This is a genomic window from Sphingobacterium sp. KH_072, assembly GCF_057837975.1.
Map to the genome: position 1 here is coordinate 1031045 of NZ_CM174457.1, position 23055 is coordinate 1054099.

The 23055-nt window shown below is 42.5% G+C and carries 21 protein-coding genes; 6 read left to right on the forward strand and 15 right to left on the reverse strand.

Annotation, left to right across the window (positions count from 1 at the left end; all coding sequences use genetic code 11):
• Positions 1 to 45: 45 nt before the first annotated feature.
• Together AC3IRT_RS04885 and AC3IRT_RS04890 are read right to left on the reverse strand one after the other, a co-directional pair.
• A complete protein-coding gene (locus AC3IRT_RS04885) occupies positions 46 to 2802 on the reverse strand; it encodes a TonB-dependent receptor domain-containing protein (RefSeq protein ID WP_489395312.1) in 2757 nt (918 codons plus the stop codon).
• Between the two features lie 285 nt (positions 2803 to 3087).
• Positions 3088 to 4212, reverse strand: coding sequence for a Gfo/Idh/MocA family protein (locus tag AC3IRT_RS04890; RefSeq protein ID WP_489395313.1), 1125 nt, complete (start codon positions 4210 to 4212; stop codon positions 3088 to 3090).
• Between the two features lie 300 nt (positions 4213 to 4512).
• Here AC3IRT_RS04890 and AC3IRT_RS04895 point away from each other — a divergent pair, with 300 nt between their 5' ends.
• Positions 4513 to 5511 carry a redoxin domain-containing protein gene (locus tag AC3IRT_RS04895; RefSeq protein ID WP_489395314.1) on the forward strand — a complete coding sequence of 333 codons (999 nt, stop codon included), beginning with the start codon at positions 4513 to 4515 and terminating at the stop codon, positions 5509 to 5511.
• 93 nt (positions 5512 to 5604) lie between these two features.
• Here the strand turns inward: AC3IRT_RS04895 and AC3IRT_RS04900 are convergent, their stop codons facing one another.
• Together AC3IRT_RS04900 and AC3IRT_RS04905 are read right to left on the reverse strand one after the other, a co-directional pair.
• A complete protein-coding gene (locus tag AC3IRT_RS04900; protein ID WP_489395315.1) occupies positions 5605 to 6060 on the reverse strand; it encodes a nuclear transport factor 2 family protein in 456 nt (151 codons plus the stop codon).
• Positions 6061 to 6380: 320 nt separating this feature from the next.
• The gene (locus AC3IRT_RS04905; protein ID WP_489395316.1) at positions 6381 to 7331 is read right to left on the reverse strand and encodes a hypothetical protein; all 951 of its coding nucleotides are present in this window, start codon (positions 7329 to 7331) and stop codon (positions 6381 to 6383) included.
• Between the two features lie 225 nt (positions 7332 to 7556).
• Here AC3IRT_RS04905 and AC3IRT_RS04910 point away from each other — a divergent pair, with 225 nt between their 5' ends.
• On the forward strand, positions 7557 to 9827 hold the full coding sequence (locus AC3IRT_RS04910; RefSeq protein WP_489395317.1) for a GH92 family glycosyl hydrolase: 2271 nt from the start codon (positions 7557 to 7559) through the stop codon (positions 9825 to 9827).
• Between the two features lie 66 nt (positions 9828 to 9893).
• Here AC3IRT_RS04910 and AC3IRT_RS04915 read toward each other — a convergent pair whose 3' ends face one another.
• The 4 genes from AC3IRT_RS04915 to AC3IRT_RS04930 all read right to left on the reverse strand — a co-directional run bounded on the left by AC3IRT_RS04915 (position 9894) and on the right by AC3IRT_RS04930 (position 13759).
• On the reverse strand, positions 9894 to 11138 hold the full coding sequence (locus AC3IRT_RS04915; protein WP_489395318.1) for a nucleoside permease: 1245 nt from the start codon (positions 11136 to 11138) through the stop codon (positions 9894 to 9896).
• 41 nt (positions 11139 to 11179) lie between these two features.
• Positions 11180 to 11839, reverse strand: coding sequence for a bifunctional nuclease family protein (locus AC3IRT_RS04920; RefSeq protein WP_489395319.1), 660 nt, complete (start codon positions 11837 to 11839; stop codon positions 11180 to 11182).
• A 189-nt stretch (positions 11840 to 12028) separates the two neighbouring features.
• Positions 12029 to 13003 (reverse strand): electron transfer flavoprotein subunit alpha/FixB family protein, encoded by a 975-nt coding sequence (locus AC3IRT_RS04925; protein WP_489395320.1) that lies wholly within the window; start codon positions 13001 to 13003, stop codon positions 12029 to 12031.
• 24 nt (positions 13004 to 13027) lie between these two features.
• The gene (locus tag AC3IRT_RS04930; protein ID WP_489395321.1) at positions 13028 to 13759 is read right to left on the reverse strand and encodes an electron transfer flavoprotein subunit beta/FixA family protein; all 732 of its coding nucleotides are present in this window, start codon (positions 13757 to 13759) and stop codon (positions 13028 to 13030) included.
• 319 nt (positions 13760 to 14078) lie between these two features.
• Here AC3IRT_RS04930 and AC3IRT_RS04935 point away from each other — a divergent pair, with 319 nt between their 5' ends.
• Both AC3IRT_RS04935 and AC3IRT_RS04940 read left to right on the forward strand, forming a co-directional pair.
• Complete coding sequence (locus AC3IRT_RS04935; protein WP_489395322.1) at positions 14079 to 14411, forward strand: tetratricopeptide repeat protein; 333 nt, start codon at positions 14079 to 14081, stop codon at positions 14409 to 14411.
• A gap of 142 nt (positions 14412 to 14553) precedes the next feature.
• Positions 14554 to 14922, forward strand: coding sequence for a copper resistance protein NlpE (locus AC3IRT_RS04940; protein ID WP_489395323.1), 369 nt, complete (start codon positions 14554 to 14556; stop codon positions 14920 to 14922).
• Between the two features lie 76 nt (positions 14923 to 14998).
• Here AC3IRT_RS04940 and AC3IRT_RS04945 read toward each other — a convergent pair whose 3' ends face one another.
• The 6 genes from AC3IRT_RS04945 to AC3IRT_RS04970 form a co-directional block, all read right to left on the reverse strand.
• Positions 14999 to 16132, reverse strand: a complete 1134-nt coding sequence (locus tag AC3IRT_RS04945) for a cysteine desulfurase family protein (RefSeq protein WP_489395324.1) — start codon at positions 16130 to 16132, stop codon at positions 14999 to 15001.
• 35 nt (positions 16133 to 16167) lie between these two features.
• Positions 16168 to 17778: an apolipoprotein N-acyltransferase gene (gene lnt, locus AC3IRT_RS04950; protein WP_489395325.1), complete on the reverse strand. Its 1611-nt coding sequence runs from the start codon at positions 17776 to 17778 to the stop codon at positions 16168 to 16170.
• Between the two features lie 8 nt (positions 17779 to 17786).
• On the reverse strand, positions 17787 to 18503 hold the full coding sequence (locus tag AC3IRT_RS04955; RefSeq protein WP_489395326.1) for a PH domain-containing protein: 717 nt from the start codon (positions 18501 to 18503) through the stop codon (positions 17787 to 17789).
• Positions 18504 to 18567: 64 nt separating this feature from the next.
• Positions 18568 to 19236 carry a 16S rRNA (cytidine(1402)-2'-O)-methyltransferase gene (gene rsmI / locus AC3IRT_RS04960; RefSeq protein ID WP_489395327.1) on the reverse strand — a complete coding sequence of 223 codons (669 nt, stop codon included), beginning with the start codon at positions 19234 to 19236 and terminating at the stop codon, positions 18568 to 18570.
• 22 nt (positions 19237 to 19258) lie between these two features.
• Positions 19259 to 19708 carry an acyl-CoA thioesterase gene (locus tag AC3IRT_RS04965; RefSeq protein ID WP_489395328.1) on the reverse strand — a complete coding sequence of 150 codons (450 nt, stop codon included), beginning with the start codon at positions 19706 to 19708 and terminating at the stop codon, positions 19259 to 19261.
• An 80-nt stretch (positions 19709 to 19788) separates the two neighbouring features.
• On the reverse strand, positions 19789 to 20001 hold the full coding sequence (locus tag AC3IRT_RS04970) for a DUF6965 family protein (protein ID WP_489395329.1): 213 nt from the start codon (positions 19999 to 20001) through the stop codon (positions 19789 to 19791).
• Positions 20002 to 20084: 83 nt separating this feature from the next.
• Between AC3IRT_RS04970 and AC3IRT_RS04975 the strand changes: the two genes are divergently transcribed.
• On the forward strand, positions 20085 to 20291 hold the full coding sequence (locus AC3IRT_RS04975) for a YwbE family protein (RefSeq protein WP_489395330.1): 207 nt from the start codon (positions 20085 to 20087) through the stop codon (positions 20289 to 20291).
• A 28-nt stretch (positions 20292 to 20319) separates the two neighbouring features.
• Here the strand turns inward: AC3IRT_RS04975 and AC3IRT_RS04980 are convergent, their stop codons facing one another.
• Positions 20320 to 22554, reverse strand: coding sequence for a GAF domain-containing sensor histidine kinase (locus AC3IRT_RS04980; protein WP_489395331.1), 2235 nt, complete (start codon positions 22552 to 22554; stop codon positions 20320 to 20322).
• 119 nt (positions 22555 to 22673) lie between these two features.
• On the opposite strand from AC3IRT_RS04980, the gene AC3IRT_RS04985 reads away from it, so the two are divergent.
• Entirely contained in the window at positions 22674 to 22919 is a 246-nt protein-coding gene (locus AC3IRT_RS04985) for a hypothetical protein (RefSeq protein WP_489395332.1), read from the forward strand.
• Positions 22920 to 23055: the final 136 nt, after the last annotated feature.

Genomic DNA, 23055 nt, shown 5'->3' on the forward strand with positions numbered 1-23055 from the left:
ACTCTTGCGGTTTGTCCTTTGGTTTAAGACAATGTTATGTTATTGTTAAAGGCGGTATCGTACACCTACTGAGAAACGAATTCCTTTTTTGTAATTAAATAATACGGGTGCTGCTACCGCTTGATCTGTACCCGCGACCGTTTCCTGCACACGGTTGAAACTAGGATTGGTGACATTTAATACATTAGCATCGATACCAAAGCGGTTATTTAATTTGTATTTAAAGATAAAGTCCAATGTTCCTACCCCTTGATCAATTTGGTTGCCACGTCCTTCAGATCCTAAAGCATACAGGCGGTCTGAGAAATAATTGTATACGACGGTCGCCATAATGTCTGAAGCATTGCCCCAAGCTTTGTAATACGAAAGGTCTGCATTGACCAAGAAGTCTGATGCACCTGTAAATCCTGAACGTGTGTTGGTCAAATTGATATTGTACGAACCACCGGATGGAAACTGCGTTTCGCGACGTACTTTTTCGGGATCAATCACCTGATCGGTTTTGATATAAGCCGCATTAGCGCCAAATGATAGCTTACCAAATTGATCGGTGCTCAGGATATCTTTCTTGAATTCAACTTCCAATCCATACACTGTACCATAATCACCGATGTTAACGAAGGATATATCATTAGAAGAGGAGGCTAAGAGTACTTCGTTGATTGGATTTTGAATGTATTTACCAAACAAAGTTGCCGACAGCAATTCCGAAGATTTCGGAAATGCTTCCCAACGTAGATCTAAGTTGTAATCTGTAGAAGGATAAAGGTTTGGATTACCTTGCTTAGATTCGTTGATGTCTCGGTAAATAAAGAAGGCTCTCTCTTTGAATTGTGGCAATGTATAGGTTTTGCTTAAGCCCATTCGAAGGTTTTGATTGTCTTTTAAGACATATTTCAACAATAAACTCGGAAGCACTTCGTTTCTGGTGATGCTATTGGTGGTACCGCTTCTATCCAACTGGGTCATAAAGCTTACATCCTGACGGATGTTTTCGTAACGCAATCCCAATGTACCACTCAATCTTTCGGTTAAGTTGTATTGTAAGTTGGTAAATGGTGCATGGATATTTTGCGTACCATCATACGTTTGAGGCAAGTCGGCGTTGAAACCCAATTGAGAAAACAAGCCAGCATTAAGATTTTCTTGGTTGAAAAACTCATCTAAATTAAGTGGATCTATTGGACGATTACGTGGTACTGAGAAGTTCACTTGAAAATCTTCGAATGCACGTTTTTTCATCTTGCCATTATACCCGACCGACCAAATACCTTTATCATCATCTAGCTTGTAGCTGGCTGCTAAATTAAGGGCAATTTCATTTTCTGTGAGATCCTGAAAGTAACGGTGATTGTTGGTTACTGCATTTTGAATAAAGACATATTGCTGGTTCACATCGTCGTACTGCATAAAGTTCTGAATACGATCTGGAATTTTTGTTTTTACACGGTTGTGTGCCAATCCCCAGTTCACATCAATCTTATCGTTAAGTTTGTGTTTACCTAATAATTGATTGGTAGTTACGGTATTTTGGATAAAGGTAGAACGTCTTATTAAGCCGCTACCATCTTCTGCCATATCTCTCAAGGCTCCAAAGTATGTATCATCAAATTGATCGGAGGAGTTCATTAACAAGAAGTTGTAGGTAATGTTATGGTTGGGATTGAAAGCATAATTAGCTGTCAACATTCCTGTCGAGTTAGTCGTGTATCCATTGCGAACCTGAAGTAGGTCATTGATCGTTTCTCCTCCGGCACTAAGTTGTCTATTTACACCTTCGCGACGATAGGAGTCGCTAGAATAGTTCGCCGAAGCAAATAAATTTAATTTATTTCCGTTGGCAAATTGGAATGATTTACCGCCTAATAAACCAAAGTTACCTGCAATCGGTTTCTTCTTGACGGGATTCATGCTGTTTTGAAAATTAAAACCGCCTAACGGATCGTTCGGCACGCCGTAATTCGCAAAACCCAAGGGGCTAGGACCGTCTTGTAATATAAACCGATTCCAGTTTTTTAAGATATTGGTGTTCGTATTGGTACCTAGTTTCACCTCAAAAAGTCCTTTTCCTTCGTAATTTTTAGAAGCAATATCTACGTTTCCACCAGCGAAATCGCCTGGAAGATAGGTGCTATATACTTTATCAATGGTGATGTACTCAATAATGTCTGAGGAGAATAACCCTAATTCTAGGTTTTTAAGTTCAGGGTCGTTAGATGGAACAGGAAGTCCGTTCAATGTGGTGTTATTATAGCGGTCACCCAATCCACGAACGAAAACCTCGTTGCTGCCTTCTTGTCTAGAAACGCCTGTCATACGATTTACGGCAGCTCCAGCGTCAGAAATGCCTTTTCTGGATAGCTCTTGTGCTCCCATGTATTCTACCATTAGATTGGATTGACGGCGCATATCTAATAAAGCGATTTCACTAATACGTTCGCGCCTTCTCGAGACCACGATCTCGTCCAATACGGAGTTTTTACTAACTAAGGATAGTGTGGCAAAATCCACATCGTCTTGTCCACGTCTAATCACTAAAGTATCCGGTGTAAAACCTATTAATCCAGCAATAATGGTGTATTCTTTTCCATCTTTTGGAAGGTCGAAGAAAAAAGTTCCTTCATGATCGGTAGCGGTTTCCCGATTTCTTTCGAGTAGGCGAACAGATGCTCCTTCGATAGGTTTCATCGTTTCGACGTCTAACACGACGCCTTTGATACCGTACTGTTGTTGTGCGGAAGTGAAAGATAACAAGCCAAAGGCTAAGGCTAACGCCAAAAATAAATGCTTGGTAGATTGCATAGTAGATATTGTTGTCTTTTTACTGGAAAGTTTGAGTTCCTTTATCCCACGAAAGGAAGCATGACTTTCAAGCTAAAGCATTGTTAATATTATGTTGCAAATCTATAAGCAGAATGTTATCAAGAGGTTAATCTATGATTATGTTAATGGTTACTATGTGTTAATTAATTGTAAACAGTCACACAGAGCATTGGTGAACTGTTTGAGTTCTTGGGAAGTATTGCAAGCCAGAAAATCCGCATCATGTGAATGCAGATTTCGAGATTATCAAGCCATCTCTATTTTTTACCCCAACTGCAATTCCTGACGCTGTCCCGTGGCGCAAGCGCGATAAATCGCATCAATAATTTTTAAGTCTTGCAAACCAACTTTCCCATCTACTGGCAAGATTGGTTTTTTGCCATCTAAAATAATTTGTGCCATTTCATCCATTTGTACCGTTTGATGCACGGTATGCGGTTGGTTTAGTGGGCCATTCTTCGTTCGTCCTTTTATTGGGCCGTAGCCAGTAGAAGGTTGCATTTCTACAAAATCATTTTCACCCACTAAATAGAAGCGATCTAGGTGATTCATATTATACGTAGATAAACAGGAAGCCACAGCACCACTAGGAAAACCGAATTGAAACTGAATCGTTTCATCAACACCTTCTTTAAAGGTCTCAAAATCTGTTTTCGTTTCTTGCGCCGTTACCCAGATCGGATCTTCACCGACCATATAGCGTGCACCATTGATTGCATAGATGCCAATATCCATCATAGAGCCGCCGCCAGCCAATTCTTTGTTGACACGCCATTGATTCGGATCACCAATCTTAAATCCCGTCTGTCCTTGGAAAAATTTAATTTTTCCCAATTTCCCCGTTTCTCGCATCTCCACCGCTTTCAAGGTATTTGGTTCGAAGCGCATGCGGTAACCAACGAGTAATTGAACGCCTGCAGTTGCGCAAGCATCAACCATCTCTTGTCCCTCGCGCGCATTAATCGCCATCGGTTTTTCGCAGATCACATGTTTACCTGCTTTGGCTACGCGAATCGTTTGACTATGATGCAGGGCATTTGGCGTAATAATGTACACCGCATCAATTTCTGGGTTGTTTATAATCTGGTCAAAATCCTCGTAGTTATAACGACTACCTTCCGGAACTTGATATTTCTCGCCCCAAGTCTTTAGTTTTTCTGGCGTACCACTGATTAAACCTGTAATCTTCGCTCTGGTGCACGATTGCATCGCTTCTGCCACGCGCTCTGCATAACCACCCAATCCCATAAGCGCCACTTTCAAAATAGGTTTGTCCTTATCCAAACCAGCCGGTTGCTGCGGGATTGAAAAGGGATAAGCACGTAAAGTAGGTACTGCGATAGCAGAAAGCGTAAGTTGTTGGAGAAATCGACGGCGGGAATTAATCATAAGGGACATGTTTTTAGTTGAATAGGTTGTTTATGAAACAGTTGACCAGTAGAATGGTTTGAATCTTTCTTAAGATAGTGATTTTACCGGAATATGGAAGCAGTGCGATTAAGCAGACAGGAAAAATTTCCGTTTTCTACGGAATAGGGGCGTATTGCATGCGGATAAGTAGGATTACATCCTGTAATATTAATGTATACTATTTTGGTAGATTATCGAATAATACCTAACTTCGTTTCAGAAAGGTCATTCTCATTCATCTATCTGACTGTTCAATACATAATAAATCATCAAAAGCACATGTTAACAAAACTGATTCTATCTATTGGTGTCCTCATTGGCGCATTTACTGCGGCAAATGCGCAGGATATTCAAGCATTAAAACTTTCTGGATCTATCAAAGGGTTGAAAGAAGGTACCATATACTTACAACGCTACGACAACAAAGTCTTCAAACTGGTTGATTCTTCACAGGTGGTGAATGGAAAATTTGCCTTCAACACGGCAGTCCCTCTACCAGAATTGTATGCGGTGAGTTTACAATCTTCTGGTACAGATTTGCAAGTATTCTTAGATAATCAACCTGCCAAAATCACGGTAGGGAAGGATCAGGATTTAAGAAAGGCAACGATTTCGGGTTCTAAATGGCAAACGCAGTTTGATACATACAAAAAAAGAGCAAGTGAATTAACAGCTGCGGAATTTATTCAGGAAGATCCAACTTCTATTGTGGCAGCTTTTGCCTTGTTTCGCAATTATTCGTACGACTTATCTCCGCAAGAAATCAGAGAGCACGTGGCATTGCTAGATCCTTCATTAGGACAGACACAGTATGTGCGGATACTGACCGATTTGGCAGCGAAGCAAGAAGCGGTATTGCCGGGCAATAAAGCGATTGACTTCGTATCGACAGATCCGGATGGCAACCAAGTAAGATTCTTTGATCACTTAGGTAAAGGCTATGTCTTGTTGGATTTTTGGGCTGGCTGGTGCCCTCCCTGTCGGGCGGAGAATCCCAATATCGTTAAAGCATATCAGCAATACAAAGACAAAGGATTTGATGTGTTTGGCGTTTCACTAGATCGTACGAAATCCTCTTGGCTAAAAGCGATTGAAGATGATAAATTGGATTGGACACACGTATCGGATTTGGCATTTTGGGATACCGAAGCACCTGCATTGTATGGTGTTCGCTTTATTCCGTCCAACTTGCTAATTGATTCTGACGGAATCATCGTTGCACGTAATGTCACGGGTGAAGCACTGCACACGTTATTATCAGAATTATTAGATAAGTAATAAGGTAGATCTTCTTCAAAATAACAAAAGCGCTTGACGAAACTGAGTTTCATCAAGCGCTTTTGTGTGTATGGCAGAGATTGTTTTTTCTCGTTAGCGAGCGCTTGTGCTAGATGCAGTAGGGTAGGTGGTCACCACTTTACTTACTTTCCAGCCGCCATTGGTTGCATGTAATGTTAAGTAATCTACTCGTGTGAAGTCACGGAAGACCATAGTAACCTTTGCTAAGCTGGTGTTTCCAGTTTCATCAAGTACCTGATAGGTAGTGGTACATTCGAATTTGAGTCCTTTATTTTGTTTCAAAAATTGCATGTACTGTTTGCGGTTGTATTTTTTCTCTGTACGATCCGCGGCGTTACTGTATTCGAAGTCTTTAGCAAAGATCATATTATTGAAGTCATTTAATCCTTCCGTAAGAGAAGAGACGTATGCCGATAAGGTGTTGCTAGATGCAGTTGGCGCAACGATGTGCATAGGTGCCGTGGCGAAAGAAGATAAGCTAGCGATCATTAATAAAGCTGTTGCGATGGAGGTGATTGATTTTTTCATGATTTCTATGTTTTAAAGTTTTTTTGTTTGTTTCTATGGTTCAAAAGTAGCACGCAAACGCTGCCTAGAGAATGCCTAATAGATCAGAAGCCCGATTTTTTCGGTGAATGAATGAAATCGCTCGGCAGAAAAAAATATAGAAAATCAAAAGTCGGTGGAATGCGAAAGACCGGTCGGGCAGGGATAAAAATAAATCCCGTAGCGGGGAGCTACGGGATTTAAACCAAACCAATTATTAACCTAAATTATGAAAATTTACATATATAACGCCGACTTGAATGTCAATATTATCTGAAGTGCGAATTATTTTTAAATATTTTTTATTGGTGACCACGTTTGGCTATCAAATCTGCAACAGATTCCAATAAGCCACTGCGTCCAAGCAGCCATAGGCCTAGTTTTTCATTAGCTACGCCATCAGCTAGCCGGTAGGTGAATTTTGGAATATTATTTTTATCCAGATCGGTTTTCATACAACATAGCCTCAGATTTGGATAACTCATGATCTCGGCACTCAATTCTGTCAAATGCGATGAAATAATGATGAACGGCCTGTCCAACTTTGTTAGCCCAGCTACGATCTCCACAGTATCTGACTGGTACACTTTCGGAAACGTCAACTGCATACGTTTTGCTGTGGCGGCAATTGCTATGTATGCATCCAGTTGATAGATGAAATCCAGAATTATTTTGAAGTCTTCTGCGAGATGCACCCGAATATGTTCATCATATATATGGATGTTTTTAAGACTAACTTTCGCTCTTTTGCTTTGGTAGTCGCTTCCCACCATCACACGTAGACAATGCGCTACTGTTTCCTTTATGGTATGAAACTCTGGAATAGAAACTTTCTGGCTATTCAAGATAATCAGAAAGTCTTCCAGTTGTCTAAGCACTTCCAAAGTGTCCAGAATATAGCACTTCTTGTAATAGAACTCCGCGGAGTAAATCTGCCAAAATGATAACGTAGACCAAAAAGTGCTTTTCCGATCGGCATCTGAAAAAGCAGATCTCCAATATTGAGACAAATCCTGAATCATGGTATGCTCAAAAGGGAAGGATAGGTTACATTGCAGGCAAACTCGAATAGCATCCTGTCTGGATTCGATCACGGAAACATCAGATGATGGAGTGTAAAATAGGTATTGAAGCGCCTCTTTGCCACCGGCTGTAACGGTAAGATCAAAACAAGCAAATACACTGCGGTGTTGCTCGCCAAAGATCTGCAGATCTTGATAGGTTTGCTTGTCAATTTTAAATATTCTTTCCAAAATAGTTTGTTATTGCGGTTTTCTATACCCTTAAGGTACTAATTTTAGTATTATTCATAAGGTGCAGGTGATGATTGTAAAGTCTTTTGCAAAAGCGTGATATAGCACCAGTAGAAATCTCTAAAAGTAATTCGTCAATCAATATTTTACATTCACTAAAACGTTTTTGTGTCGCCTGATTTACATTTTATCCCTATATTGAAGCATCAAAAAAATAAACTAATTATGTTTAAGTTGAAATCCTTCTTCTTGTTGTCGGGTGCGATAGCACTATCACAAGTTGCCTTTGCTCAATCCGATCCGGCAGATCAAAAATCCAAAACGCCGGTGGATTATGTGAATCCATATATGGGGAATATCAGTCACCTATTGGTTCCTACTTTTCCTACGGTTCATTTGCCCAATAGTATGCTACGTGTATATCCCGAGCGCAATGACTTTACCACCGATCAGCTACGTGGATTGCCTTTGGTCGTCACGAGTCATCGCGGACGTTCGGCATTCAACCTGAGTCCGGTGAATAGCCAACAACAAGAATCTTGGAAAAACGTTTATCCGTATGCGTATGACAACGAAGAGATCAAGCCCTATTATTATGGTGTTTCATTGTTGGACGAGCAAATTGATGTGCAATATGCACCATCGCATCAGTCGGGGATATATGCGTTGAACTTTCTACTAGGAAAAGATAAGTCAGTCGTATTTAACTCTGGATCGGGCAGCGTAAAGGTGAAAGGTAACAGTATTACGGCTTCGCAACAGCTTGAAAATAATACCACCGTATATTTATATGGTGAGTTTGACCAAAAAGCCAGTGCTTCGGGCGTATTGGAGAATGGAAAATTGATAGCCAAGAAAACAGAAGTTTCGGGCAAGCAAGCTGCTGTGGTATTGACTTTCGCTAAAGGCGATCAGCCGCTTCATTTTAGATATGGCATCTCTTTTATCGATGCCGAGCAAGCCAAGCGCAATTTGCAACGGGAGATTTCGCACTTTGATGTGCAGCGCGTAGCCAACACCGGTCGCGATGTCTGGAATGAAAGTCTTTCGACAGTGCAGGTGTCTGGTGGAAAAGCCGATGATCGCGCGGTGTTTTATACGTCGTTGTACCGTTGTTTTGAGCGTCCAGTCAATATTAGCGAAGACAACCGATATTTCAGCGCATTTGATGGCAAAGTACATACTGATTCTCGTCCGTTTTATACCGACGATTGGATTTGGGATACGTACCGCGCAACGCATCCATTGCGTTTGTTGATCGATGAAAAGGTAGAGTCGGATGTGCTGCAATCGTATGTGCGAATGGCTGAACAGATGGATCAATTCTGGATGCCTACTTTTCCAGAGATTACGGGCGATTCAAGAAGAATGAATTCTAACCACGGTGTGGTGACGATTGCCGATGCGTATGCCAAAGGATTGCGCAGCTTCGATATAGAAAAGGCGTATGAGAGTGGTAAGCGCGCTGTGCAAGAAAAAACCTTGGCGCCATGGTCTGCTGCACCTGCCGGCTGGTTAGACAACTTTTACAAAGAACATGGATTTATCCCTGCGCTCTATCCTGGCGAAGAAGAGACCGTGCCAGAGGTGCATCGGTTTGAGAAACGCCAGCCTATCGCGGTTACATTAGGTACATCGTACGATGAATGGGCGCTCGGACGCCTTGCACAAGCGCTAGGCCATACCACTGATGCTGATTTGTTCTTGAAAAATGCCTTGAATTACCGCAACTTATATAATGCCGAAACGAAATTCTTCCATCCGAAAGATAAAGACGGAAAATTTATCATGCCATTCGATTATCGTTATGACGGTGGACAAGGAGCGCGTGAATATTATGGGGAAAACAACGGTTGGGTATACCGCTGGGATGTGCCGCACAATGTAAGTGATTTGATCTCGTTGATGGGTGGCAAAGAACAATTTAATGATGAGCTGGATCGCACCTTCCGCGAGCCATTGGGCAAGAGCAAGTTTGAATTTTATAGCCAATTGCCAGATCATACAGGTAATGTCGGGCAATTCTCCATGGCAAACGAGCCAAGTTTGCACATTCCATATTTATATAACTATTCGGGCAAGCCGTGGATGTCGCAAAAGCGAATTGATGATTTGATTCATCAGTGGTTTAGAAATGATTTGATGGGCATGCCGGGCGATGAAGACGGCGGTGGTATGTCGGCATTCTTGGTGTTTTCGATGGCTGGATTTTATCCTGTAACTCCGGGTATTCCGGTTTATACTATTGGTACACCATTCTTCGAAAATATCACAATGAAGCTATCAAACGGCAAAGAATTCAATATTCGTGCGAACGGACGTTCTGCCAAAAATAAATACATACAGTCGGCTACGCTCAATGGTAAAAGTTGGGACAAACCTTGGTTCACCCATCAAGAATTGGCGCAAGGCGGCGTGTTAGAGTTTCAGATGGGCGATCGCCCCAACAGAGATTGGGGAGCAGATGCTCCACCACCATCATTTCAAATGCCTTAGGGAAACCTAAGGCATTTGCCGTTTAAAGATATTTATTACGTGAAAGTGTGTATTCGAAAGGAATTGTTATGCGGCGATAGCTGGATCGTGCTTATGCTTAAACATGAAGGAGAATAGAAATGCGATCACCAACGAATAACCAGCAAAGCAAAGCCAAATCTCGGTCCACATCATATTGCCCTGCGCATCTAGCAAGAAATGATCTATCGCATAACCGCTCAGACGGCTACCCAAGATAGCGCCGAAGCCATTGGTCATCATCATAAACATACCCTGTGCGGACGAGCGGATATCTGGCGTGGTCGAGGTTTCCACAAAAAGAGAACCCGAGATATTGAAAAAATCAAAGGCCATACCATAGACGATACACGATAATACGATCATCCACAAACCATCAGCCGGATCGCTGTAGGCCAATAGCGCAAAGCGCAATACCCAAGCCAGCATACTAATCAACATCACTTGCTTAATACCGAATCGCTTTAGGAAGAATGGTATAGCGAGAATGAAGACCGTTTCTGAGATCTGTGAAATGGACATAATAATCGTCGAATTTCGGACAATCAAAGAGTCTGCATACTCAGGATACGATTCAAAATGGGATAAAAAGGTGTCCCCGTACATATTCGTCAATTGTAGAGCAGCACCTAGGAACATCGAAAACACAAAGAATAGAGCCATTTTATAATTCGCAAAAAGGCGGAATGCCTTTAATCCGAGCTGCCCCGCTAACGTAGACTTTTCAGACTTGGAGCGCAACGGCGGGCAGGCTGGTAAGGTAAAAGAATAAATACCGAGTGCGAATGCAGCAAAGGCAGAAAGATAAAACTGACCTTCGGAAGCTTTATTACCTGATAAATTGGTTACCCACATCGCTGCTATAAAACCAATCGTACCCCATACTCTAATTGATGGGAATACTTTGACCACGTCTAACTTGTTCTTTTCTAGAATGGTATATGCGATGGAGTTGGATAAGGCGATTGTCGGCATGTAACAAAACATCGCCGCCAGAATAATCCAAAAGAATTGATTCGGATCGTCGACCTGCGGCAGATATAGAAAGATAGCTCCGAAAAGGATGTGCAGCACGCCGTAGAGCTTCTCCACGTTTAACCACTTGTCTGCAATAATGCCAGTCAACGCAGGCATTATCAGTGATGAAATTCCTAAGGTCGAAAAAACGGCGCCGAAATCATTACCGGACCAGCCCTTGTTTTGAAACCAGTAAACACCAATAGTAATCAACCAGGCTCCCCACACAAAAAATTGAAGGAAACTCATGATGGTTAATCGCAATTTTATAGACATATAAAAAAGGTAGAGTAAGAAAAAATGCTATGAATGGATAGTTATGACTTTCTTTGATCGATTTCGTCGCGAATCTTCGCTGCGGTTTCGTACTGCTCACTTTGTATCGCCTTCTCCAGATTGGTCTCCAACTGTTCCAATGATAGGGAAGTATATGGAGAGATGGGTTTGGGTTTGGTTGCAGAACTATCCGGTTCGGTATTTTTGCGATCCGAATCTTCTTCTTGAACGTTGTCATTATGACTGCCGTCAAAACGCTCGATGTTTTCCAAGAAAGCAAAGTCATTGCCTTCGATGACGATGCCAGCAGAACTCATGATGAAATCATACGTATAAATCGGACATTTAAAGCGAACGGCCAATGCCACGGCATCTGATGTGCGTGCATCGATTTCCGTAATCACTTGCTCACTATCGCGACATTGCAATTTGGCGTAAAAGATACCGTCGACCAGATTGTAAATCAGTACTTCAGAAATCTTTAAGGCGAATGTTTCGGCAAAGGTTTTGAAAAGATCGTGTGTAAGAGGACGGCTTGGCGTCATTTTTTCAATCTCGACCGCAATGGCCTGCGCTTCAAATCCACCGATAATGATTGGTAGTCTGCGATTGCCTCCTACTTCCCCTAACACAAGCGCGTAAGCACCAGACTGGGTTTGACTGTAGGATAGTCCTACGATATCTAATTGTATTTTCTTCATGCACAATGTCCCGTTGGTCGTTTACGAAGTCTTGTTTATCGTTCGAAAAAATCTCTGCTCGATGGACAAGACCAAGTTGGTCCGTTTCCGTTACAAAGATGTGAATATTAACAGCAAAAAAAAAGCAACCAAGGCTTTTTTTACAGCCGTGGTTGCCTTTGAATCAGCAATTAACCGATTCGTATTTTATCAGTTCGCTTTGTGCGCTTGTATTGCTGCCGTTAGTTTTGGTACAATTTCCAGCGCATCGCCTACGATGCCGTAATCTGCGACCTTAAAGAATGGCGCTTCTGGATCTTTGTTAATCACCACAATGGTTTTTGATGAACTTACGCCCGCCAAATGCTGTATAGCGCCAGAAATGCCGATTGCGATGTATAAGTTCGGACTCACCACGATACCCGTTTGGCCAACGTGTTCTGAATGTGGACGCCATCCTGCATCAGAAACTGGCTTCGAGCACGCTGAGGCAGCGCCTAGTGCCGTTGCAAGCTCTTCAATGATCGCCCAGTTTTCCGGGCCTTTCAAACCTCGGCCAGCGGATACCACGATTTCTGCTTCTGGCAACGAAACTTTGTCTGTAGCACGTACGATATCTTTGATCACGACATTTAGATCGCCAGCATCTACCGAAGGATCCAACGTCTCAATAGCTGGGCTTTCTTCGCTACGCACGGGCTCGTGCGAATTTGGATTTACGGCTATCACTTTTTTATCTGCTGTAATCACTTCCGAAGCAAAAGCTTTATTGGAGAAAGCTGTCTTTTTAACGTGCAGATCTGAGCCAGAAAAAGTGGGTAGCTCAATCGCGCCATCGGCCAAACCAGCTTCCAGCTTTGCCGCCAGACGCGGTGCAAGACCTTTACCGCTAAAGGAATTGGATAATACAATAATATTCGCCTGTTCGCTCGTGGCTGCCGCCGCAATCACCGAAGCATAGGCTTTATTAATAAACTGCTTAAGCTGCTCTTGATCAACTTTTAATATTTTGGAAGCCCCAAACCCAGCTAGTTTATTTAACTCATCGTCTGCTACATTTCCGATCGATAGTGCCGTCACGCCAGTGCCTTGCTCATTAGCGATGGCCTTAGCGTAAGAAACAACCTCGAAAGCCGATTTTTTGAACTTGCCCTCTATATTTTCAACATATACCAATATTGCCATGATGTTTTCTTTCTTTTAAAATGATTATAAAACCTTTGCTTTCGTGTGCAATAGGTTTACGAGTTGTTCTACGTCATCTACCATTGCTACCTGACCACGAGGCTCAGGAGATTCGTATTTGGAGATCGTGCTTAATGTTGGTACATCTACCGCTGGCAAGACTTGTAAAGGCTTGGTGCGGGCAGACATAATACCGCGCATATTTGGGATTTTTGGTTCGGTCACGCCTTCGGCTGTGCCTAAAATCACGGGCAGTTGTGTGCTCAACACTTCTTTTCCGCCTTCAATTTCCCGTTCAATGGTGATCTCTCGGTCTTGAATATCAAATTTCTTAACAATAGATACCGAAGGTATATTTAGCAACTCACCGACCAATGCGGCAACTTGCGAACCATTGTAATCGATGGATTCACGTCCGGTTAATATCAGATCAAAAGATTGTTCGGATGCGTACTGCGCAATCTGCTTAGCTACAAACCAAGCATCGCGTGGAACAGCGTCAATTCGTACCGCATCGGTAGCACCTACAGCCATCGCTTTGCGAATGGTCGGTTCAGTGCTCGCATCACCAACATTGATGACGGTAACTGTTCCATCTGTACCTTCTACTAACTCGACGGCACGTGATAACGCGATTTCGTCGTATGGATTAATGATAAATTGTACACCAGATTGGTTGAACTCGGTGTGGTCACTATTAAAAGTGATCTTGGACGTCGTGTCCGGCACATGACTAATGCAAACTAGGATTCTCATAATTTATATTTAAACGATGTGTGTGCGTTCTATCTCAAACTTACATTATTATTAACTAAATCTCGTAGCGAATTGTTGTGTCTTGGTGGATTATTTCTTATTATTTAATTATTGATTTAGTGGATAATTTGGTTTTATTTTTAAATCATTATTCGATATAAGGTATATTGTTATTAATACAATTGTTTTTATATAGTTTGTTTATGTATTTGGCAAATATCAATTTTGTGTAAAAATCTATGCGAGCATAGTAAATCTTGTCTTTAGATCGATGTTTTTTTGTCCTCGTAGATGTTCGCCAATTTAGTAACTTTGAGGTATGAATGAACGTTTGGAGCAATTACAGGAGCTGTTGAAGGAATCTCCGCAGGATCCCTTCTTGCATTATGCCATCACGATGGAGCATGTGAAATTAGAAAATCCGGATGCAGCTTTGGTGGGTTTTGAGAATATGGTTTCCAGCTTTACGGATTATGTAGGAACCTACTACCACTTCGGTAAATTTTTGGAAAAACAACATCAACTCGATCGCGCACTGGAGATTTATCAGCAAGGGATGCAAATCGCTCAATCTAAGCGGAACATGCATGCACTTGGCGAGTTGAGAGGCGCGTATAATATGGCTTTGGGCGAAGAGGATGATGATGACTAGGAATAGCTAACAGCTATTAAATGTTAATTATTCAAACAATTTCTGGAAGTGGTATATTTTTTGTTTGGGTTTAGCAAGTGTAAAATTAATACGCATGCGGATCTACTTACATATCGTTTTCCTTTTAGCAACATGCTTTCTATTGTTATCCTGTATCAATAATAAGGCAAATGCTGATGTGGAATCTTCGGTAGATCGTAGCAGGCACAAATACAATCTATCTGGTCGGTACGAAGGCAATCTGCCGTGTGCCGATTGTTCTGCAATTTCAACCACACTGGTGCTGCATCGCGATCGTACCTACTCGCTGCATTATAAATATGTAGGGAAGAGCGATGAGCTATTTCGCAAAGATGGTGTGTGGCGTGTAGATTTAGATATATTACATCTGGATAGCGAAGATTACAACTACAAAATAGAAGAAGATCGATTGAGTCAATTGGATCTATCTGGAAAAGAGATGACTGGCAACCTAGCCGGAAAATACATCTTAGATAAGGTGGATCAATAGATTAACCGAGCGGTCACATTTTAGGCATCATAAACAAAACGGGCTTTCCATCATCTGGAAAGCCCATTTTGTTTTTTTATGATTTTACGTAGATTTTTTCGAGTTGTTCTACAACGTAGTCAATCTCTTCGCGGGTGTTGTATTTGCAGAAAGAGAAACGAACCGAAGGCCGTTGCGGATCTGCGCCAATACCGCGCAATACGTGCGAGCCAATGTCGGAACCCGAACTACAAGCACTACCGCCAGAAGCAGAGACACCTTTGATATCTAGGTTGAATAGCATCATGTCTGCCATGTCACTTGGTGGTAAAGATACATTCAGCACGGTGTAAAGCGAATCTTTCTCGTCAGCCACACCATTGAACGCAACGCCAGCAATACGCTCGGTCAATTGTTGTTTCATGTACGATTTCAGCTCTTGGATCGTATTTTGGTGGCCTTCCATATCTTCATAAGCCAGTTCTAATGCTTTGGCCAAGCCCACGATACCATACACATTTTCGGTGCCGCCACGCATATTGCGCTCCTGCGCGCCACCAAAAAGTAAAGGTTTTATTTTGTTTTTTCCGTTGATGTACAAAAATCCTACGCCTTTTGGGCCGTGGAATTTGTGCGCAGCACCGGTGATGAAATCTATTTGCAATTCCTTTAAATCATGCTTATAGTGTCCCATAGTCTGCACGGTATCCGAATGGAAAATCGCTTCGTACTGCTGACAGATTTGGGATACGCGCGCAAGATCGGTGATATTTCCCAACTCGTTATTGGCATGCATGATGGATACAAAAGTTTTTGGATTTTTTGCTAATAGCTCTTCCAAATGTGTTAGATCGATCGCGCCCGTCTCAGAAACTCGAAGTAAATCCAAATGTACTTTGCCTTCCTTTTCTAATTCCTCCAACGTGTGCAATACCGCGTGATGCTCCAAAGGTGAGGTAATGGCATGCGTAATGCCATAGCCTTCAATAGCGCGCACAATCGCCATATTATCGGCTTCTGTACCACCCGAAGTAAAGAAAATCTCAGAAGGTGAGGCGTTGATAAGATTTGCAACCGTTTTGCGTGCCCGCTCGATCATTGTTTTTACCTCACGGCCATGTCCATGAATAGACGATGGATTTCCATAACTCTTTGTCATAGCTTCTACCATTACTTCGATCACCGAAGGATCAATCGGGGTAGTCGCGGCATTATCCAGATAAACTTGCATGGCGCAAATATAGTAAATGAGGAAACAAAAACGTATTATCTCGTGCGTGGCACAAACAATAAAATGCCGGAAAGCACGCCGGTGAACAAAAAGACGTAGGCAATTAGATCCTTGAATTGAGTATAGATAGTCAATTCTTCATTCAGGTTGATTTCTTGACTAAGCGCCGCTGGTACCCACCAATCACTTTTTTGCACCACATCGCCACGTTGGTTGATAAAGCCAGAAATCCCCGTATTGGCCGATCTGACCACCCAACGACGGTTTTCGATAGCGCGAAGGCGCGCATATTGAAAATGTTGATCTTTGCCCGAGGTATCGCTCCACCAGCCATCGTTGGTCACGATCGCAATAAACTGTGCGCCATTTTCGATGTATTTTGCGACATAATTTCCCCAGATCGACTCATAACAGATTACTGGTGCAGCACCTATTCCGCTTTGCGAATAGAAAACAGAAGGTTCTGCTTGGCTACCATATCCGCCGGTCGTGCCGCCAAAATGCGCAAAAAGCGGCTTCATAAAAGCCAGCATATCGCCAAATGGCAATTGTTCTGCACCTGGAACCAGCTTGGATTTGTGATAAAATTCCAATTTACTAGACTGATCGATCAGTACAGCAGCATTGAAGTGGTCAATGTATACACCTTCATCGTATTTCCTCGCGGTGATGCTTTGTTGATCTGGGTAAATGCGGTAGCTTTCTATACCAGACAGCACGTTACCATTGCGGTATGCATTCAAGAATTCAAAAATCCGTTCGTAGGTTGGGTACTCTCTAAAATCTTCTTCGTTGACGCCATTAGGCGAGGAAATGGCCGTTTCTGGCCACACAAAAAACTCAGTGTTGGGCTTGGCAACTTGCCGCGAAAGATCCATTAAGATATCTAATTGATGATTTGGTGTGATAGTGCCAAATTTCTGATACGGATCGATGTTGGGCTGCACGACGACGATTTCAGACGGGTTGATGTGCTCTTCGTATTGCGCGTAGCGCCAAATCGATAAGCTTGCAGGAATTAAGACAACAGCGGCTAGTATGATTGCTAATCGAGATTGGGGATAGGTGCTCACGCGCATTTTGTATTGCCAGAAAATCAGGAAAACCAAAATATTAACTGCCCAGATCCAGAGAGTACCACCGTAAACACCGGTATATTCGTACCATTGAACCAATTGATGAAGGGATGCGAAGCCATTGCCCAGCGTCATCCATGGAAAAGAAAGATCCCAAGTTTGGTGCAAGTACTCGTACGCAATCCAAAAAGAAACAAGACCTGCAAAACTAAGCCAAATGTCCCATTTTTTGCGCAAAGCATAATATCCTCTAAAGGCTAAAGCCATCAATAATGGGCCTAAGCAAAAAGGAATTAGGGCGACCAAAAGCGAAGCGCCAGCCGGCAAAAAAGCGTTCATCGCGTTGTACACCCAGTAAATGGATGCGGTATTCCAGACTACGCCTGTCACAAAAGATAGCAAAAATACTTTACGACCTTTTTGCGCAAAATCTCCACGTATCACCTGCTCGATCGCGATCAGCAAAGGTACGAAACCAATGAAAAGAAGTGGACTACTGTACGGAATCGGTGGCCAAGCAAACCACAATAAAAAGGCACTTAAAAGTGCCAGAAGATATTTGTTGCGCATGATGCGGTTTATAAGTCTCTTAAGATTTCTGCTTTCTTGGTTTCATATTCTGCTTGCGAAATCAGCTGCCTGTCGAACAAGTTTTTCAACCGAGTCAGTTTTTTAGTGCTTTCATCGTCCTCTTCTTCTTTAAGAGAAGTCGGTGTAGGCGTTATGATACGTGGTGGTTCGACTGCGGTCGGTGCAGGGCGGTCTAGTGCCGGAGAAAAATGACCCGGAAGTTTGCTTTCGTCATCCTCAAAAGTGATTGCTTTTGGTGCTGGTGGCGTGCTTGACTGAGGTGCAGGAGCTTGTGCAGCAGGTGCAGTTTCGGTCACCTTTGGACTGCTTTTCGCATCTTGCATTGTATCCAATGCTTCTTTGATGAGTTGGTACAGCTTGCGCGCTTGTACTTTTGGGATATAATCTACCGTGAGATTTTCCCCCGTAAATGGAATCACAGTCACTTTAGAGCCAAAGATTTCTTCTTTGAAGGAAATGTCCTTGATATCGTTCCAAGAGAATATTTCAAAATTGGTCGCCAAACCTAGTTTCGCAAATTCACACAGGAAAATACGTTTGTTGCTCAGGGTGATACTATCTGGCAGCAGCGTCACGGCTGGTTTTTTCTGGATAGCGATATAGTTGATGGATTCGCCAGAGGTCAGCATATCCAAGATTTTGCCATGGATTTTTTCGACAACTTTGGCATCTTGGCCATCCCATGTATATTTTTCGATACTCATTTTTAATCTATAAAATGTTTAAAACGAAGCAAATGTATTTCTCAAATATAAGCAAAAAGCAGTATTAACTTTCTTGTCCAGCTACGCAGAATACAAATTCACCTTTTGGTGGATGCTGCTCAAAATGACTCTTGAGTTCCAAGAGCGTACCGCGCACGGTTTCTTCATAAAGTTTGGACAGCTCCCGGGAAATGGAAGCTTGCCGCTCTTCGCCAAAATACTGGATAAAATCATTGATCGTACGTCCGACACGGTGCGGTGATTCATAGAAAATCATGCTACGACTTTCGTTGCTCAGCGCAATCAGGCGCGTTTGTCTGCCTTTTTTGACGGGCAAGAAACCTTCGAAACAAAAACGATCATTCGGCAGACCCGAATTCACCAAAGCGGGTACAAAAGCGGTCGCACCTGGCAAACACTGTATTTCGATGCCTTCCTTGATCGCTTCGCGAACAAGAAGAAAACCCGGATCGGAGATAGCCGGAGTGCCCGCATCCGAAATCAACGAAATCTGCTGACCTTCTTTTAGAAAGCGTATGATCTCTTGCACAGCTTTATGCTCATTGTGCTGATGGTGCGCAAATACTCTTTTCTCGATGCCGAAGTGCTTCAATAAGGGCGCGCTGGTGCGCGTATCCTCCGCAAGGATAAGATCGGATTCTTTCAATACACGGATCGCACGAAACGTCATGTCTTCCAGATTGCCGATAGGTGTGGGAACTAAAAATAGCATGTTTAAAAGTAATTATAATCGCTTATTCGTCGATCTGCACGTAATCTTCGGAGGTCGGAATTCGGTCGAGGTAAGATTGCCAATCGGTTGGCACTGCTACTAATTTTCTTGTTTTGAGATCGAGCCAAGCACCATCTACGTTTACTTCGGCCGCTTTCACCCCATTCTCTTTGTAGATTGTATGGCGAAAGGAGAAGCGCGAATTGACGGTGTTGTATTTATTCATCTCGACCTCTACTCGGATGTATTCGTCTAAGTGGATCTCTTTATAGTAGATCAATTCTTCGCGGAAAAGTATGGGGCCAATCTGATTTTTGGCAAAGTCTGTGAGCGAAAGCCCAATGCTTTTGAGCATGTTGGAACGTGCCTGAGCGCAGAAATCTGCATAAGCAGAATGTCTTAAATGTCTATTGGCGTCGATCTGCGCCCAAAGGACTTGTCCTTCGTAATAAGTGTTTTCTGTTGTTGCCATAATTGAACAAAAATTGTAATTCGTCGTATGATCCTAAAGTTATACAATCCTTTTGGCATTTGCCGAGCAGCAAGGCGCTGTTAATTATTTTCGGTAGTGGCCGCATAGAACTCGCTTAGCCTTTGCCACGCCGCACAACGTTGTAGATCGCCTTTGTGCTTTGCAACCATGAGGAATTGTATCGCTAAAAATTGAGGAGCATTGGTGACCACGGCAGCTGGATTGAGCCGAATTTCATTCGGATAGTCTTTACCTGTGAGTACTTCTTGTAATTCTTCTGGTGTGAGATCCATCTTGCGAAGATAATCATTGAAAATTCAATTTATACTGCTGTGGCTCACTTTAAGTTTTCGTAATTTTGGAAAAAACAAGCACGATGGACGGTAAAACGAGAGCAGATATAAAAAGAGGGACGTTGGTCAATATTATCTTGAAGAAAGATCAACGCAGTGGTGCACTAACGGAAGGTGTCGTCAAAGATTTGCTCACATCAGCCCCATATCATAGCCGCGGCATCAAAGTGCGCTTGGAAGATGGGAGCATTGGCCGAGTGGCAGAGATTCTGCCCGACGAAGATTTTTGAGCGAGGGTTTGAAAATCAGGCTGGGATGTTAACCAGCCTGTATACTTGGGGGCAACATTTCGATCGGTATATCGGCATTAGGAAATACCAAATGTACCGTCGTGCCTTTTCGAAGTTCACTTTCTACCTCAATGCTGGCCTGTAGGCGTTCGACAATGCGTTTTACAATCGCCATGCCGACGCCGGTGCCTTCAAAACCACCAGAATTGGACATACGCTTAAATACATCGTAGATATTTACTAGTTCCTCTGCATCGATCCCAATTCCATTATCTGACACACTATAATAAACCGTGTTGTTGCGGATATGACTTTCAATGCAAACATGAGCTTGCTCTGTCTTGCTGCTATATTTGATGGCGTTACCGATAATATTCGCAAAGATTTGGTGAAACAAGGTTTTCTCCCCATAAAGTGGTAGTAAATTCTTGACCTCGATATGTATATTATCGTTCGCGTAGCGCTCCGTATTTTCTTGGATGATTTTGCGAATAGACGTAGACACGTCTACCCATTCTGGCTCGTATTGATACACCTTGGCACGGGAAAACTCTAGAATTTTTTCCATGAGATTCTCCATCACAGTCACCGAATCCAATATATTGCTTGCACCTCGTGCCACCAGATCACTCTCTTTACCCAATTTCTTTTGCAGAAACTGACCTGTTAATTTGATAGAAGATAATGGATTGCGCAGATCATGGGTGACCGTATAAGAATACGTGTCCAAGGCATTGTTGAGTTGTATGAGTTCTTGGTTAAGACCGTTGATCTCTTCGGATTTGCGTAGGATACTTTCTCGCACAATCTGTCGGATTCGTTTTAGCGCAGAAACTTGCTCACTGCTCCACTGCGGTGCTGTATTATGAATCTGCTTTTTCCAAGCAGCAAAAGATTGGCGAGGAGAAGGTTTGAATAAATTCTCCTGGGCATCGTACTCCATTATTTTTTCTGGATTTCCAGCCCATTCTTCTTCTGTGACGACCTCATTACGCAAGGCGTAGATGCTAAATGAACGACTAAGATCAATATCTACCCGCAAAAGGCCGGCAAATGGCAGGTCGAATGGCAGTTGTTCCCGATAATTGATTGCAAAGCAATGATCTTCGAATACCAGCTTATCTGTGGTGCCAGAAACCAATTGATGCAGCTCCAGAATCTGGTTATTATTTAAAGCGGTGTTGTAAACCAATAATTCATCTTTGTTGACCACGACAATGGCATCTGCATCGATAAGGTTGGCCAATTCGGGTAAAGATGATCGCAATCCAGTCAGTACATCACTCTTAATTAGCATGCCCTCTTTGAGTTTCAATTCTAAGGAGGCAATTTTTCGATCGGATTCTAAATCGCGTTCGCGAGACATGGTGAGATGCTTATTAACCGCAAACTCGGTTAAAAATAATCCGATTGTGCGCTTTGGATAATCGACATGAATAGGTCGGCTATGTTGACAAGCGACTAATCCCCATAATTTATCTTGCACGATAATAGAAAAGCTCATGCTGGCTTGTGCGCCTGCATTCTTTAGATATTGCAGATGTATGGGTGAGAGCGCACGTAAATTACACGTGCTTAAATCAAATGGTAGTGACTGATTGGATAACACCGCATAGGTTTGCGCGTCAATATCAGACGTTTGTCTAACATGATTTTGGAGATACAGTGCACGTGCCTGTTTAGGAATGTCAAATTCCGGAAATCGAAAGCCAAAATAGGAGGGGATGTCGCTTCGCTTATTCTCGGCGATCACTTGGCCACTATTATCTTCCAAAAATTGGTAGATCATCACGCGATCGTAACCGATAATGGATCGAATATTTTCGCATAGGGCAGCCCATACACGATCTCCCGCTTGGTTGATTTTTTTAGAGAATGATGATAGCTGTAAAGTATGCGCATTCACATCGCCGACCTCCTCAAACTCGATGTGCAAATCTTGATTTACACGGTAGGCTTTTACGATATGATCTTGTTTTGCCAGCGGCATTTGCATGACGTGTCGGTCGGTAGAATCTGATGCTATATCACTGATAAATGATCTTAATGATTCTCGCACAGCCTCAGGGAAGTGCGCTACAAAATGATCCATCGGCTTACCGAGGTAGCTATTGACGTCTATATCTGGAAAATTTGAATTCCAATTTTCACTCAGACCAACGATGTACTGTTCTCCGTTCTGAATGATAAGTTTCCCAAAGTGTTGAATCCTTCCTACTAAGTGGATTGGTTCGTTCTCACAGAGAACATGGTTTACTGCCATACCTATAGATAGTTTATAAAGGTAGAACAATAAACTGAATTTGCAATTCGAATGCAAGTCAGATCGCGTTAAAGCGCTGATGATGAAAACCACTTGATGTGTTTGATTGTATATAGAGTATGAATACACATACTATTACCAAAGAGCAGCTCGAAAAATTAATAGAGACGATTGAATCCGAATTTGAATCCTATTTTAATGGATCTGATGGGAAGGCGAAATCCGTTAAATCTTGCTTCTATAAGCCAGATATGTACGAAGAGCAGGGTTTGTATGCACTGAAAGATGATGCTTTGTCGGATTTTCCAGATGAAATCAAGCAGAAAACACATGAAATGATCGCTACGTTGACGAGTGTAGATTAATATTGTATAATCAACATTTATATACCTACTTTTGTGGTCGATTGAGGCTCTACCTATGCTTTGTATTTGCTATAGTCAGTTGATACTTCATATGCAGCCATACATCTGAGTTTACATAATTTGATGTCCTGTCTTT